17 protein-coding genes are annotated in these 14715 nt (G+C 35.2%); all 17 read right to left on the reverse strand.

The genetic code is table 11. From position 1 onward, the window contains the following. Position 1 precedes the first annotated feature (1 nt). Complete coding sequence (gene pth / locus JMUB898_RS11850; RefSeq protein WP_002445698.1) at positions 2-574, reverse strand: aminoacyl-tRNA hydrolase; 573 nt, start codon at positions 572-574, stop codon at positions 2-4. A 427-nt stretch (positions 575-1001) separates the two neighbouring features. After that, a complete protein-coding gene (locus JMUB898_RS11855) occupies positions 1002-1658 on the reverse strand; it encodes a 50S ribosomal protein L25/general stress protein Ctc (RefSeq protein WP_002445699.1) in 657 nt (218 codons plus the stop codon). A gap of 172 nt (positions 1659-1830) precedes the next feature. Then, on the reverse strand, positions 1831-2796 hold the full coding sequence (locus tag JMUB898_RS11860) for a ribose-phosphate diphosphokinase (RefSeq protein ID WP_002445700.1): 966 nt from the start codon (positions 2794-2796) through the stop codon (positions 1831-1833). A gap of 147 nt (positions 2797-2943) precedes the next feature. Further along, positions 2944-4299: a bifunctional UDP-N-acetylglucosamine diphosphorylase/glucosamine-1-phosphate N-acetyltransferase GlmU gene (glmU, locus tag JMUB898_RS11865; protein ID WP_002445701.1), complete on the reverse strand. Its 1356-nt coding sequence runs from the start codon at positions 4297-4299 to the stop codon at positions 2944-2946. Positions 4300-4524: 225 nt separating this feature from the next. Beyond that, positions 4525-4839, reverse strand: a complete 315-nt coding sequence (spoVG, locus tag JMUB898_RS11870) for a septation regulator SpoVG (RefSeq protein ID WP_002445702.1) — start codon at positions 4837-4839, stop codon at positions 4525-4527. 63 nt (positions 4840-4902) lie between these two features. Further along, positions 4903-5283 carry a RidA family protein gene (locus tag JMUB898_RS11875; protein WP_002445703.1) on the reverse strand — a complete coding sequence of 127 codons (381 nt, stop codon included), beginning with the start codon at positions 5281-5283 and terminating at the stop codon, positions 4903-4905. Positions 5284-5302: 19 nt separating this feature from the next. After that, positions 5303-6127, reverse strand: a complete 825-nt coding sequence (gene purR / locus JMUB898_RS11880; protein ID WP_002445704.1) for a pur operon repressor — start codon at positions 6125-6127, stop codon at positions 5303-5305. 14 nt (positions 6128-6141) lie between these two features. Continuing rightward, positions 6142-6990 (reverse strand): 4-(cytidine 5'-diphospho)-2-C-methyl-D-erythritol kinase, encoded by an 849-nt coding sequence (gene ispE / locus JMUB898_RS11885; protein WP_002445705.1) that lies wholly within the window; start codon positions 6988-6990, stop codon positions 6142-6144. Positions 6991-7417: 427 nt separating this feature from the next. After that, positions 7418-7681 (reverse strand): biofilm formation stimulator Veg, encoded by a 264-nt coding sequence (gene veg, locus JMUB898_RS11890; RefSeq protein WP_001832193.1) that lies wholly within the window; start codon positions 7679-7681, stop codon positions 7418-7420. A 99-nt stretch (positions 7682-7780) separates the two neighbouring features. Continuing rightward, the gene (gene rsmA, locus JMUB898_RS11895) at positions 7781-8671 is read right to left on the reverse strand and encodes a 16S rRNA (adenine(1518)-N(6)/adenine(1519)-N(6))-dimethyltransferase RsmA (RefSeq protein ID WP_002445706.1); all 891 of its coding nucleotides are present in this window, start codon (positions 8669-8671) and stop codon (positions 7781-7783) included. After that, positions 8672-9223: a ribonuclease M5 gene (gene rnmV, locus JMUB898_RS11900; protein ID WP_002445707.1), complete on the reverse strand. Its 552-nt coding sequence runs from the start codon at positions 9221-9223 to the stop codon at positions 8672-8674. 235 nt (positions 9224-9458) lie between these two features. Continuing rightward, entirely contained in the window at positions 9459-10232 is a 774-nt protein-coding gene (locus tag JMUB898_RS11905) for a TatD family hydrolase (protein ID WP_037541881.1), read from the reverse strand. Positions 10233-10259: 27 nt separating this feature from the next. Next, positions 10260-12230: a methionine--tRNA ligase gene (gene metG, locus JMUB898_RS11910; RefSeq protein WP_126502009.1), complete on the reverse strand. Its 1971-nt coding sequence runs from the start codon at positions 12228-12230 to the stop codon at positions 10260-10262. A 215-nt stretch (positions 12231-12445) separates the two neighbouring features. Continuing rightward, the gene (rsmI, locus tag JMUB898_RS11915) at positions 12446-13285 is read right to left on the reverse strand and encodes a 16S rRNA (cytidine(1402)-2'-O)-methyltransferase (protein ID WP_002445710.1); all 840 of its coding nucleotides are present in this window, start codon (positions 13283-13285) and stop codon (positions 12446-12448) included. A 1-nt stretch (position 13286) separates the two neighbouring features. Then, on the reverse strand, positions 13287-13535 hold the full coding sequence (locus tag JMUB898_RS11920) for a GIY-YIG nuclease family protein (RefSeq protein ID WP_002445711.1): 249 nt from the start codon (positions 13533-13535) through the stop codon (positions 13287-13289). Then, the gene (locus JMUB898_RS11925) at positions 13528-14253 is read right to left on the reverse strand and encodes a tRNA1(Val) (adenine(37)-N6)-methyltransferase (RefSeq protein WP_002445712.1); all 726 of its coding nucleotides are present in this window, start codon (positions 14251-14253) and stop codon (positions 13528-13530) included. Before JMUB898_RS11925 ends, JMUB898_RS11920 begins: the two co-directional genes overlap by 8 nt. Positions 14254-14351: 98 nt before the next feature. After that, positions 14352-14699 (reverse strand): DNA replication initiation control protein YabA, encoded by a 348-nt coding sequence (gene yabA, locus JMUB898_RS11930; protein WP_002445713.1) that lies wholly within the window; start codon positions 14697-14699, stop codon positions 14352-14354. Positions 14700-14715: the final 16 nt, after the last annotated feature.

Consider the following 14715-nt stretch of genomic DNA (forward strand, 5'->3'; position numbering starts at 1 on the left):
TTCAATTGACTTCACCATTATATTCATTCATGACATGATCAAATCGTGATGACTCAATGAAAGCTTCGACAGCTCTAGCAGAGTGCTCAATCACCTTTTCCATCGTAACCATTTCTTCTTTTGAAAAGCGTTGTAGTACATAGTCAGGAACTGACATACCGTTCGTTGGTCGTCCAACGCCAATCCGAATACGTTTAAATTGATCAGTACCAAGCATCTTGATGATTGATTTCATCCCATTATGTCCTCCTGCGCTCCCCTTCTGACGCAAACGAACTTGTCCCTGTTCTAAATCTAAATCATCATATAATACGATTAAATCTTCTGTATCTACGTTATAATAGTCCATTAATGGCGCAACTGCTTCGCCTGACAGGTTCATCATTGTCATCGGTTCAATGAATAATACTTTGTCACCGTTTAAACGTTCAATCGTATACGCGCCTTTAAACTTTTGTTTATCTAACGTAAATTGATTACGTTCTAATAGATAGTCGATCACTTCAAAGCCAATATTATGCCTTGTAAGTTCGAAACGTTTACCTATGTTGCCTAGGCCGACAATACACTTCATCTTGCTACCTCCATCGTTATTCTTAATCTATATTCATCTACGTGAGTTTTATTTTTGAAAATGAAGGGACGGCTCCTAACACGAAAGTGTCATGCCAATACGTCCTATCCTTCATCCAATTTCAAATAATTAATCATTCCTTATAATAACACAAAAAGCACCATGCTTATTAGTATAAGCACAGTGCTTCAGACTGTAGACAAACTCTTTTTGAAGATTAGAATATGATATCAATACTTCGTATTGTTTAGCTCCCTTGCCGCGGGCATGGCTTGAGCTTGTAGTCTCAAGACGCATGCTATTCCTGCAGGCGTGTCGCCATCAATACTCAGTTTAACTATTCTAAATAAAACTTTTCTCTCAGACTTTTGTTTGTAATTATTAATCTAAAGTCATCGAGTGATGATTGTTAGATGACAAGTCCGAATTATTCTTCTTTGTTGTCTTCTTCAGATTCTTTGTCTTCACCAACAACTTCTGGTTCTTCAGTTGCTGATTCGCCTTCCATAGCTTCTACTTCTTCTTCAGAAGGTTCGTCTGTTGGAGGAACTACTGTTACGATAGAGTCTTCTGGGTCATTTTCGATAGTGAAGTCACCAGAAATTTTAACGTCAGCAACAGAGAAGCTATCGTTGATTTGTAACTCACTGATATCCACTTCGATTGATTCAGGGATATTTTCTGGAGTAGCTGTTACTTCTAAGTCGAATAATGGTTGTTCAACTACGCCGCCTTCTTTAGCGCCTACAGCTTCACCAACTAAGTGAACTGGTACTTCTACAGTACGTTCTTCGCTCATGTTGATTGCTAAGAAGTCAATGTGAGTGATTTGGTTCTTTAATGGGTCAAATTGGTAATCTGAAACCATTACTTTAATTGTTTTAGAACCAACGCCTAAATCGATAACACCGTTACGTCCTACTTCACGGATGACTTTGATAAATTCAACTTCATCAACTTTAACTGAAGTATTTTTAGTACCGTAACCGTATACTACTGCAGGTACTTTACCTGAGTTTCTTAATTGTTTAAGGTCAGAACGAGTTTGTTTACCTTGACGGATGATTGACTTTAATGAAGCCATTCAAATTTCCACCTTTCAAATTTTGCAGTTCGAGCAATCATCAGATTGTCTTATCTGCTCCTCACTTGCCCATCAACGTTATCGTTGCTTGCAAGTGTTTATTTGTCCGTAAATTCACGAACGAATGTATTATACACGTTGATAGTGAATACGTCAAACGCATTTGTAACCTTTAGTCAAATAATACACTTACTGATTCTCTTTCATACACACGGATAATTGCTTTTCCAATTAAACCGGCAACTGAAAGTTCTTTAGTGTTTGTAGGTTTTCTACTTTCTTCTAATTGAATTGAGTTCGTAACAATTAATTCTTTAATTGCAGAGTTTTCAATACGTTCTTTTGCTGGACCTGATAATACAGGGTGCGTACAACAAGCATAAACTTCTTTAGCACCTTTATCTTTAAGTGCTTGTGCAGCTAATGTAATTGTTCCAGCAGTATCAATAATGTCATCAATGATAATGGCTGTACGTCCTTCAATCTCACCAACAATATTCATGACTTCTGCCACATTTGGTTTAGGACGACGTTTATCAATAATTGCAATTGGAGTTTTTAAAATGTCTGCTAATTTACGTGCACGCGTTACACCACCATGGTCTGGTGAAACAACTACACACTCTTCTGGATTGATATCTGGGTCATTTTCAAAGTGTTGAGCAAGAATTGGTACACCCATTAAGTGATCGATTGGAATATCGAAGAATCCTTGAATTTGAGGGGCATGTAAATCTAACGCAATCATACGATTAGCGCCCGCAGTCTCGATAAGGTTCGCTACTAACTTAGCTGTGATTGGTTCACGGCTACGTGCCTTTCTGTCTTGACGCGCATAACCATAGTAAGGTACTACGATGTTAATATTTGCAGCTGATGCACGTTTACATGCGTCAATCATAATAAGTAACTCCATTAAATGAAGGTTTACAGGGTATGAAGTCGGTTGAATAATAAACACATCACAACCACGAATACTTTCTTCAATATTGATTTGAATTTCTCCATCACTAAAACGTTTTACTGAACATTTCCCTAGTTCAATTCCTACATGATCCGCTACTTCTTGTGCTAAGGGTTCATTTCCTTTAAGCGAAAAGATCTTCAATGATGAATTCTTATATTCATTATTTAACATTTATAGTCCTCCAATTATTTACTTACACAGTTTTATTATATAGAAAATAGAACTTTATTACTATGTTATCAGACGAATCAAAATAATTTCGATGATAAACTCATTTCCACTTTAATCATTTGATTACACGCTTTACGTTTTCGCTATTTACTTCTTCAAATAACCTTCTTTATTAACTTGTCGCGCACGCGCTAACGCTAAACTGTCTTCAGGAATGTCATCCGTAATCGTAGAACCTGCTGCAATAAGTGTATGGTCACCTACTGTCACAGGTGCAATTAGATTTGTGTTACATCCTATAAATGCGTCCTTACCTACGATAGTTTTAAATTTATTTACGCCATCGTAATTGACAGTGATTGAACCACAACCAATATTCGTACGTTCTCCAATTTCAGCATCGCCAATATAGCTTAGATGTGATACTTTCGCGCCATCTTTAAGACTTGCTTTCTTCACTTCAACAAAGTTTCCAACTTTTACATCTGCACCAAGATTTGAGCCTGGTCGCAATTGGGCAAATGGTCCTACTTTTGTTTTCTCGCCTACAATTGAGTCGTTGATGATAGATTGTTTGATGTTAGCATTCGAATGAATCGTACTATTATTAATTTCAGAGTACTGACCAATCAGTACATCTTCACCGATTGTTGTATGGCCTCCAATACGCACACCTGGTTCGATTGTTGTATCCATTCCAATTTCCACGTCTGGACCAATATATGTTGAGTTTGGATCAAGAATCGTTACGCCATTTCTCATATGGAAATCATTAATACGTTTTTGGAATGCTTTTTCAGCTTCACTCAACATCACTCGATCATTGACGCCCATAATTTCATCAAAATCATCTGTATGATAAATTTCAGCTTTACCGCCATCCTCTAAGATGAGTGATAAGACGTCAGGTAAATAATATTCTCCTTGTGCATTGTCGTTTTTCACTTGTGCTAATTTATCGAATAATACTTGGTTATCGAAGGCAAAAATGCCTGAGCTAATTTCGTTAATCTCACGTTCAATGTCACTCGCATCTTTTTCCTCAACGATACGTTGTAGCAAATGGTTTGAATCTCTAACAATTCGACCGTAGCCATGTGGTTGGCTAGTTGAAGCTGAAAGAACAGTTACTTGTGAATTTGTACCTTCATGATGATCGATAAGAGATTGTAGTGTTTTAGATGTAATTAATGGCGTATCTCCACATACAACTAAAGTTGTTCCTTCTTTATCCGCCAAGTGTTCTTGTGCCGTCTTTACAGCATGTGCTGTTCCAAGTTGCTCTTCTTGAAAACTGTATAATGATTGTTCGCCTAAAGTTTCTTTGACACTTTCTGCGCCGTGCCCAACGATAGTTACAATATGATTAACTCCAGATTGTTTAACACTGTTGAGAACATGTTCAATCATTGATTTGCCAGCAACTTCATGTAGCACTTTATATTTTTTTGATTTCATTCTTGTGCCTTTACCTGCTGCCAAAATAATCGCATGTCTTTGCATGAATGCTAACCCTCCATAAAAATTTACACTTCATAATTATTATAATTTAACAACTAATAGACTTTCAACTTTTAAAAGTTTTTGTTAACTAATCGTTAATTTTTTATAAACATTTTTACTTTTGTAAGTATCAATGAACAATTACACGTACCATGGACAAAAAAAGGTCAACGCCCCTCTCTCGAAACGTTGACCATTTTTCATACTTTAATTTTATATTTTTATTTAAGCTTCATCTGTTTCTTCATTATCTGAATCTGAAGTCGCATTTTTATCTGGAATGACTTCGTCTGTTTCATCATATACTTTCATCACGGCATCTTGAATTTCTTGTCTCATATCAGAGTTGATAGGGTGCGCGATGTCGCGGAATTCACCATCTGGTGTACGTTTGCTTGGCATTGCGACGAATAGACCTGAGTTTCCTTCGATTACACGTAAGTCATGAATTACGAATGCCTCATCAAGTGTAATGGAAACAAGTGCTTTCATTCTGCCATCTGTTTGTATTTTTCTAAGTCTTACATCTGTCACTTTCATGTAGTGAGCCCCCCTAGTATATCTTTATATTATTAGAAGCTTGACAATATTTTTAAAAGAAAATTATAAATCCTTAACTTTACCTATCAATTCAATTTCAACCTTCACGTCTTTTGGTAAACGTGCGACTTCAACACAGCTACGTGCTGGTTGTGTTTCGCCGAAATAGTTTCCATAGATTTCATTTATTTTTTGGAAATTATTCATATCAGAAATAAAGATTGTTGCTTTTACAACAGAATCTATATCAGAACCTGCTTCTTTTAATACCACAGTTAAGTTTTCTAAAACTTGCTTAGTTTGTTCTTGTACATCGTCACTTACAATTGTTCCATCAAGTGTTAATGGAATTTGACCTGATGTAAAAACTAAGTCATTGATGACTGTAGCATGTGAATAAGGTCCTAATGCTTCTGGTGCTTTGTTAGTGTTAATCGTTTTCATGATGTGTAATGCTCCTTTTTTAAGAAAATTTAGACAAACTATTGCCTGGTTCTACTTTAAATTCCTGATTGTACTCATCAACATCTGATAATCTTACTAAGGAAGTATAATCTTCAATCAATCTTTGTTTTACTTCTTTCGATTCTACAAGTACTGATACCCCTTTTACGTGAGCTTTAAACTCGTTCATTAAATTCATAACTCCGTTAATAGAGCCTCCAGCTCTCATAAAATCATCTACTACGAGGACATTGGAATTTTCAGCTAAAGTACGTTTTGATAACACCATAGTCTCTATCTTTCTAGAAGATCCAGAAACGTAATTGATGGATACAGTAGAACCTTCAGTTACTTTATTGTCCTTTCTAATAACCACTACAGGTAAATTTAATACGTTTGCTACTGCATTAGCAAGCGATATACCTTTCGTGGCAATCGTTACAACGGCATCGAGTTGTTCATCCATATAAATACTTGCAATCAATTTACCTACTTTATTAAGTAAAGTAGGATTCCCAACTAAATCAGATAAGAATAAGTAACCGCCAGGCAATAAGCGTTCCTTTTCTTGTAAATGCGTAATGACTTCATTCACGACATCCGTCGCTTCCGCTTTACTCATCTTCGGTTTATACGTTACGCCACCACTTGCGCCGGCAGTAGTAATAACCGTTCCCAATTCTTCCTTCTGAAAAGTATTCTTTATAATTTGTACATCTTCACTAATAGAAGATTTCGCTTGTTTGAATTTTTTTACGAAAAAAGTGAGAGGTATTAATTTATTCGGATGATTCATAAGGTACTGTGTCATAAACACGATACGTTCGCTTCTTTTATATCTCATTGTGTCAAACCTTTCTATCCTAATAATCTTACTAAATATACTTCATTACAACATCCGTTGACTGCATTAAAAATATTCTTAGCTTGTCGTTCCTTTTGCGCTAAAGCATAAACAGTTGGTCCACTCCCACTCATTAATGCACCATCTGCGCCACATTGCAACATATTATCTTTAAGTTTCTTTATTTCCGGATGCATAGATATTGAAATAGGTTCTAATCGATTAGATAAGCTTTTACATAACAGTTGATAATCATTCGTTTTTAATGCTTGTTTACACAAATCATTATACACGACATGCTGTTCATTTAAATTTAATGCTTTAAAGACATCCGGTGAGGATATTCCTAAATCCGGTTTAGCCAAAACTACCCATGCAGAAGGTGGTTTATCTAGAAAAGTCACCTTCTCACCTCGCCCAGTGCACACAGCAGTCTTATTATAAATACAAAAAGGGATATCTGTACCAATTTGAATACCTAGTGCTGATAAATCATCTAAAGACTTACCTAATCTAAATAAACGATTCATCCCTCTCATTGTAGCTGCTGCATCTGCAGAACCGCCTGCTAATCCAGCCGAAACTGGTATATCTTTATCAATGGTAATCGTAATCCCTTCTTTAATATTATAGGTCTCCACCATCAATTTAGCCGCTCTATAGGCAAGATTTTTATGATCGTTAGGAACATAATTATGTTCGATATCTACAACAATCTTTTTATCTTTACGCTTTTGAAAAGATAATCGATCATTTAAATCGATTGTAGTCATAATCATTTCAATTTCATGGTAACCATCGTCTCTTTTAAAAAGGGTATCGAGCGTAAAATTTATTTTGGCTGGTGCCGTTTCATATATCATTTTTCCGCCCTCGCTTCGAATTGTTATTAAGATGATTTTAACATAAAGGTCTTAAATATTTGATAGATTATCTTCAATTTTTCGTAAAATCTTAATGAAATACATTTTGAAAAGTAATAATATACGTTTTTTGATTTTTTAAAATATAAAATTGAATAAAGAGTGTCGAACAAAAATATCATTTAGCAATATTAATTTCGTTGGCATGTACCCAACTTGCATTGTTTGCAGAATTACTTAAATATGCTTGATGGGAAAGACATAATAAATAATGTCCCGACCTCTTCATTGACCTTGAGCAATGATCCACAATACTTTTCAAGACAGAAAAAAGAGCATTGAACCTACTGCCCAATACTCACCTTAATAAATATAATATAAAACTATAAATTTTAGAGTAATACATCACTCTTATATATGTTTCTGATTAGTGTGCAACTGCTTCTTGATGATTATCTTCTTCAAATGAAACTTGTACGTTTTCAGTAAGCACATCAGTGTATGTATAAGATACGCGTTCAAAGTTGTGTTTGTCTTGATCTAATTCGACAATGAATACTGAAGGATACGTTTCTTTTAAAACACCTGAGCGTTCAATTGTCTTTTTGCGTCCACCATTGGCTTTTAGTACAATACGATTTCCTAAATGACAATCAATAGAATTTTTGATGTCCAAAATTGATTTTGGCATATTGCCCCACCTCGCTACAAGTTACATAATACCATATTTATAGCGATTTCGTCAAATAAAATTTAAATTTTATCAAGGTAAAAGACCTTTGTCAATATTTTAATTTTCTAATTCAGGGAATTTTTTCTTTTCTTCATATAATTTTGCAAAATCCTGTATTGTAAGCGTTTCGCCACGTCGTTTAGGATCGATTCCTGCATTTTCTAACCAATTCAGAATAGAAGATTTATACTGTTTCCCATCTTTGAAAAAGTTTTGATAGTTATTGTTAATTGTTTTACGTCGTTGTGCAAATGCCGCTTTCGCTAATTTGAAAAACGCTTCTTCGTCATCGATATCTACAAGGGGTTCCTCGCGTTGCATCAGTTTTACGACAATTGAATCCACATTTGGAGGTGGCATAAACACTGATTTAGGGACGGTCAAAACTTTACTTGTTTCAGTGTAATATTGTGCGACGATAGAAAGCGACCCATACGCTTTAGTACCTACACTAGCGTTCAGGCGCTCACCTACTTCTTTTTGCATCATCACTACATAACCATCGATAGGAATATCCTGCTGCATTAAATTAAGTAATATAGGTGTCGTAATATAATAAGGCAAATTAGCCACAACCATAATTTTATCGCAATCATCAAGATATGTATTGACCGCTTTTCCAATATCAGCTTTTAAGATATCTTCGTTAATAATTGTGACATTATCATAAGGAGAGAGTGTATCGTTAAGGACAGGTATAAGTCTTTGATCTATTTCAAATGACATGACTTTTTTTGCGTGTTTAGCAAGTTGCTCAGTTAATGATCCCATACCAGGACCAACTTCAATGATACCTGTTGTTTCATCAATTTGACTGGCTTCAATAATCTTATTAATGATATTCACATCTACTAAGAAGTTTTGTCCTAAACTCTTCTTAAAATTAAATCCATATTGATCTAGTAAAGCACGGGTACGAGATGGTGTAGCAATATCTTTATGTTCCATTTATTTCTCCCTTCTTTCTTCATCAAGTAAAGCGTCTCTTACATCTTGCTCAGTATAACCAAAAGCGTTCAGCTTTTTTAATAATTGTTTACCATTAGAATGACCGATATGCAATTTACGTCCTAAGATTTCTCGTCGGCGTCTAGCGTCTTTCCCAATAATTAGCCCTAAATCAATCAAGACACTTTTATCAATGGTTTCTTCCGCTTCTTCAAATGGTGAACTCACATGCATCAATGCTTCTCTAATGTCTTTAACATCCGCATGTTCAACACCAATTTTACCTCTTCTGTTCTTTGCCTTTTCTTTATCTAAATACGCATGTTTAACGCCAGGTACATTGTCACGGATGGTATGTCTGATTTTATCACCCGGGAAATCAGGATCAGTCAATACAATCACGCCTCTACTTTCTTGCGCATGACGAATAACATCTAATGTTTCTTGGTTTATTGCACTTCCATTTGTCTCTATTGTATCGCATTCTACAGCAGTTTTAACACGCTCTGTGTCATCTCTGCCTTCAACTACGATAAATTCATTAATCTTCATATTTATACCTTCCAACAATGTTTAAGTCGTTTATCCTTATTTTATAAAAGTAAATCAAAATAATAAAATACTAACAAACTTCTTCATTCATTTTACTTTATCAACGAGCTTCACTACATTTCATATTTTACTATGCCGGCACTCTAACTTTATAAAAAATAAGAAAGATGTCTCGAACTTTTAAAAGTGTGATGATATTCATCCCTTTAAAGTTGGACACCTTTCTCACTGTAAATTATTGTTTTAATTTAAATAAACGCTCAGCATTTTCAGTCGTTTGGCGACATACTTCTTCATATGTCATGCCACGTAAGTCTGCAATTTGTTGTGCTACTAATGTGACACGTTCTGGCTCATTGCGTTTACCTCTATATGGATGAGGCGACAAGTATGGTGCATCTGTTTCACATAATAAGCGATCCATTGGCACATGTTGCGCAACTTCTTTAGGTTGTTTCGCATTTTTGAAAGTAACTGGGCCACCTAGAGAGACGTAGAAATTCAATTTGTTAATAACTACATCTGCAATTTCAGGTGAGGCACTGAAACTATGCATAATGCCACCCACTTCTTCGGCATGCTCTTCCATCAAGATATCAACACAATCTTGAGTCGCTTCACGATTATGAATAATAATAGGTAATTGTACACGTTTAGCTAGAGCGATTTGCTTTCTAAATACTTCCTTTTGAATGTCAGCAGGAGATTTATCCCAGTGATAGTCTAAGCCCATCTCACCAATGCCGATAATCTTAGGATGTTTAGATAGACGTTCAATCCACTCTAATCTCTCATCCGTACAATCAATTGCATCGACAGGATGCCAACCGATAATACCATAGACAAATTCATATTTATCTATGAGTTCCATAGTACGTTCAATTGTAGGCGTATCAAATCCCACTACAAACATTCTATCTACGCCTGCTTCTCTCGCACGTGATATCACTTCATTTAAATCTTCATCATATTGTTCATCATTTAAATGGACATGTGTATCGATTAACATCATTATCTCTCCTATCTCTCTGCAATATTATTTAACAATTGCTCCGTTTGGAATTGCATTTGGTAAACTTACCAATGTAAGAACGCCATCTTTTTCAGCAGATAAAATCATACCTTCAGATTTTTGACCCATTAATTTTGCAGGTTTTAAATTTGTTACTACAGCAACTTTTTTACCAATAATATCCTCAGGTTTATAGAACTTCGCTATTCCTGATACAATTTGACGCTGCTCACTATCTAAATCAATTTGAATTTTTAATAGTTTATCAGATTTTTTCACATTTTCAGCATCTATAATTGTTGCTGCTTTAATTTCAACTTTATCGAAGTCTTTAATATCAATTTGTTCTTTACTTGGTACTTCTTCTTTTTCCTCAGATTTAGGTGGCTGCATTGATTCTTTAATATAAGAAATTTCTGCTTCTGTATCTAATCTTGGGAAAATTGGTGATGGCTTTTCAGTAACCATAATCGGTTCAGTGAGTGCACCGTAACTTTCGAGACTTTCTAATTCTGTTAATTTAGGATTATTGATATTAAGTTGCTTAAACATTTCTCTTGGTGCATGTGTTAAGAACGGCTGTAGTAAAACAGCTGAGAAACGAATATTCTCAACAAGGTGTGCCATCACATTGCCGAGCATGTCACGTTGACTTTCATCTTTAGCTAATACCCATGGTTGTGTCTCATCAATATACTTATTCGTACGGCTAATAAATTTCCAAACCGTAGACAATGCAACAGAGAATTGTAAACTTTCCATGTTCTCATTAAAGTTCTTAACTGTTTCAAGCGCCATTGCTTCCATATCCTCATCAAGTTCGTGTTTTGGACCTTGGTAAGCTGGTAATTCACCATGGAAGTATTTATTAATCATTGAAATTGTACGGTTAACTAAGTTACCTAAGTCATTCGCCAAGTCATAATTCGTACGTTCAACAAAGGCTTCTGGCGTGAACACACCATCAGAACCGAATGGTAACTCACGCATTAAGTAGTAACGTGTTGCATCTAAACCGTAACGATCAATTAATACATTCGGATCAACGACGTTGCCTTTAGATTTACTCATTTTACCATCTTTCATTAAGATCCAGCCATGTGCAAAGACTTTCTTAGGTAGAGGTAAATCTAATGCCATTAATAAAATCGGCCAAATAATAGAGTGGAAACGTACAATTTCTTTAGCCATCAAATGAATATCTGCTGGCCAATATTTGTTAAATAACGTTTCATCCTCTGAAAGATAACCCAATGAAGAAATATAGTTAACTAGTGCATCAATCCATACATATACCACATGCTTAGGATTTGATGGAACACGAACGCCCCAGTCAAATGATGTACGAGAAACAGCTAAATCTTCTAATCCAGGCTTGATAAAGTTATTGATCATTTCATTCTTTCTAGATGGTGGTTGAATAAAGTCTGGATTTTCATCATAAAATTCTAATAGTCGATCTGTGTATTTATTAATATTGAAGAAGTAACTTTCCTCTTTCACAAGTTCAACTTCATGTCCAGAATCTGGGCTTTTACCGTCAACGATTTTACCATTTTCATAAACTGGATCTACGAGTTGTGATTCCGTGTAGTACGTTTCATCTGGAACAGAATACCAACCTTCATATTCACCTAAATAAATATCGCCTTGTTTTAATAATCTTTCGAATACTTTTTCCACAACTTGCTTGTGACGTTCTTCAGTAGTTCGAATAAAGTCATCATTTGAAATCTCAAGTTTATCCCATAAACTTTTAATTCCAGCAATCATTTCATCTAAATATTCTAATTCTGTTTTACCAGCTTTTTGAGCTTTTTCTTGAATTTTTTGGCCATGTTCATCCGTACCTGTTAAGTAACGAACATCATATCCTTGCATTCTTTTATAGCGCGCAATGACGTCGCCTGCAACAGTTGAGTATGCATGACCGATGTGTAAATTCCCACTTGGATAATAAATTGGGGTAGTTATATAAAACGTATCTTTAGCCATCACTGGTCCTCCTCATTAATTACATAATAAATGATATCTAAATTTATTTTTCTTTTCAATGAAGTAGCGCACTACTATGTATCCGTGTTTACATTCTCACATCATTTGAAAATTAATTGTCATCATCTTTACTACAATACCATAAAATCAGTGTTTTATGGTGGTTTTCATACGAATTCATCACTAATAAAATATATATGAAAACATGAAAGTTTTTAGTCTATATCATGATAAATATTATAAACTTCTCCAGTTTTCATACCACGATCTGAAGCAACCGTTTTAATCGCTTGTTTCGGTTTAACTTTATCATTTTCAATGTAATGATTTACATGGTCCTTAACAGTTAAATCTTCGAACCATGAATGATTCGTAATAGGTGAAGCGCCTTCGATTAGAATGACGAATTCACCTTTCATTGGTATATCACCATTCTGGATTGTTTCAAGCATCTGTGTTACTGGCAAAGTCATAAGTTGCTCAAACTTCTTAGTTAATTCTCTACCGATTGAGACACGTCTCTGAGAATCTACCTTCGCAATTGCTTTCAACGTATCTGTCACTCTATGAGGGGATTCGTAAAGTATTAGCGTACTGTCTTGATACATTCTAAGTTGTAAGACATCTATTTTTTCTTTCTCTTTTCTAGGTAAAAAGCCTAAAAACGTATACGTAAAGGAAGGTAGACCACTCGCCATTAGGGCTGTTAACCCTGCATTAGGACCAGGGACAGTGACTACACTAATATTCTGATGACGTGCTTCCACAACGAGTTCATAGCCTGGATCACTGATTAAAGGTAGTCCTGCATCAGAAACTAATGCGACATCCAATCCAGATTGCAATTGTTCAATTAAATAAGTTGTTTGTTGTTCTTTATTATGTTCGTGATATGATTTCAGAGGTGTTTTTATTTCGTAGTGATTGCATAACTTGCGTGTTACTCTTGTATCTTCACATGCAATCATATCTACGTTATTCAATGTGTCTATTGCGCGATACGTCACATCCGCTAAATTGCCAATGGGTGTGCCCACTAAAAATAACGTTGCCATGCTATCCCTCCTTAATCATTTTTAATTTCCGTTGTCTTGAAAATGTTTTTATTTCGTATTCTCTCTTTAACGCATCGGATTTAGTTTCATACATTTCTTGATAAACTAACTCTACCGGACGTCTTATTTTGGTATATTTGGCACCTTTACCATCATTATGTTTCGCTACGCGTGCTTCAACATCTTTTGCATAACCCGTATACAGACTACCATCATTACATTTAACAATATAAACAAAATGTCTATCCATAATATATGCCCTTCATTTCATCACTATATGTCCCATCTTCATTGTATATATAGAAAGGTTTTCGGATCTCTAATCCTTGTTTTCCACCTTTTCGACCTTCAACTACAATCGTCTGAGCAGTTTTATTCACTTTGCTATATATAAATGAGAGCTTCTTTGGTTCAATTTTAGCATTTCTCATTTCATTTAAGACATCCATAAGCCTCTCCGCACGATGAACTAAAACTAATCGTCCACCTTCTTTTAGTAAATGTCTCGCCGATTTTACACAATCTGCAAGATTACACTTCACTTCATGACGTGCAATTTTATGTGCTTCTTTCTGATGTTGATTCAGTTGATTCGTTTTAAAATAAGGAGGATTACAAGTAACTAATGTATATTGAGAAGGTTTAAATGTATCATATACATTGTTTAAGTCCATTAGATGCATGGTTAATCGTTCTTCTAAATCATTTCGTTCAAAACTACGACGTGCCATATCAACTAATTGGCTTTGTATCTCAATGCCCTCAATATCTTGGTTACACTTTGCAGCTAACAATAACGGAATCACTCCGTTACCTGAACATAAATCCATAATGCGATCGTTCTTCCTCACTTCAGTGAGATATCCCAACAATAAGGCATCCGTTGAAAATGAAAAGACATCATCATTTTGGATAATCTCATAACCTTCTTTAATTAAATAATCAATTCTTTCATTATCCTTAAGCATCCTACTTACTCCTAAAAAAAGGATGTCATTATAGCATGATTGAAATGTCATACTTATAATACACCCTTAACTTTAATCATTTCGTCCTCAATTGAACTTTAATCGCTTAATACATTTAGACACAAGAGACAATCTTCGCCTTGACGGTGTTTACCGAACAATTCACCTTTACATATATGAAAGCCTTCCCTATACAACATAGCTAAATTGTCTTTACTAGGAGACGGTGTTTTAATGTGCTTAGAATGCGACTTTTCATCATTATGCTCTGATGACGCTTCACCTTTGTCCATCAACCTTTTTAAATTGTCATTTTCAACTTGCAACGCTACATTCTCTTCGACGAGTTCAACAGCTAAATCTTTCAGTTCAGTCATATCCTGGGTCAACTGACCTACATTACGTTCAAGTCTCATTAATCTCTCAAATAATTCATTTCTATTCAAAGGTCGCTAAACCTCC

Origin of the sequence: Staphylococcus caprae (genome assembly GCF_003966625.1) — a bacterium.
Lineage (GTDB): Bacteria > Bacillota > Bacilli > Staphylococcales > Staphylococcaceae > Staphylococcus > Staphylococcus caprae.

What these genes read in the sequence shown, in the direction of transcription:
- spoVG (WP_002445702.1), bottom strand. Translation starts at nt 4,839, where the DNA reads ATGAAAGTGACAGATGTAAGACTTAGAAAAATACAAACAGATGGCAGA.
- ispE (WP_002445705.1), bottom strand. Translation starts at nt 6,990, where the DNA reads ATGATATATGAAACGGCACCAGCCAAAATAAATTTTACGCTCGATACC.
- JMUB898_RS11925 (WP_002445712.1), bottom strand. Translation starts at nt 14,253, where the DNA reads ATGCTTAAGGATAATGAAAGAATTGATTATTTAATTAAAGAAGGTTAT.
- rsmA (WP_002445706.1), bottom strand. Translation starts at nt 8,671, where the DNA reads ATGGAACATAAAGATATTGCTACACCATCTCGTACCCGTGCTTTACTA.
- rsmI (WP_002445710.1), bottom strand. Translation starts at nt 13,285, where the DNA reads ATGGCAACGTTATTTTTAGTGGGCACACCCATTGGCAATTTAGCGGAT.
- JMUB898_RS11860 (WP_002445700.1), bottom strand. Translation starts at nt 2,796, where the DNA reads ATGTTAAATAATGAATATAAGAATTCATCATTGAAGATCTTTTCGCTT.
- veg (WP_001832193.1), bottom strand. Translation starts at nt 7,681, where the DNA reads ATGCCAAAATCAATTTTGGACATCAAAAATTCTATTGATTGTCATTTA.
- purR (WP_002445704.1), bottom strand. Translation starts at nt 6,127, where the DNA reads ATGAGATATAAAAGAAGCGAACGTATCGTGTTTATGACACAGTACCTT.
- rnmV (WP_002445707.1), bottom strand. Translation starts at nt 9,223, where the DNA reads ATGAAGATTAATGAATTTATCGTAGTTGAAGGCAGAGATGACACAGAG.
- JMUB898_RS11905 (WP_037541881.1), bottom strand. Translation starts at nt 10,232, where the DNA reads ATGTTAATCGATACACATGTCCATTTAAATGATGAACAATATGATGAA.
- JMUB898_RS11875 (WP_002445703.1), bottom strand. Translation starts at nt 5,283, where the DNA reads ATGAAAACGATTAACACTAACAAAGCACCAGAAGCATTAGGACCTTAT.
- pth (WP_002445698.1), bottom strand. Translation starts at nt 574, where the DNA reads ATGAAGTGTATTGTCGGCCTAGGCAACATAGGTAAACGTTTCGAACTT.
- metG (WP_126502009.1), bottom strand. Translation starts at nt 12,230, where the DNA reads ATGGCTAAAGATACGTTTTATATAACTACCCCAATTTATTATCCAAGT.
- JMUB898_RS11855 (WP_002445699.1), bottom strand. Translation starts at nt 1,658, where the DNA reads ATGGCTTCATTAAAGTCAATCATCCGTCAAGGTAAACAAACTCGTTCT.
- glmU (WP_002445701.1), bottom strand. Translation starts at nt 4,299, where the DNA reads ATGCAAAGACATGCGATTATTTTGGCAGCAGGTAAAGGCACAAGAATG.
- JMUB898_RS11920 (WP_002445711.1), bottom strand. Translation starts at nt 13,535, where the DNA reads ATGGATAGACATTTTGTTTATATTGTTAAATGTAATGATGGTAGTCTG.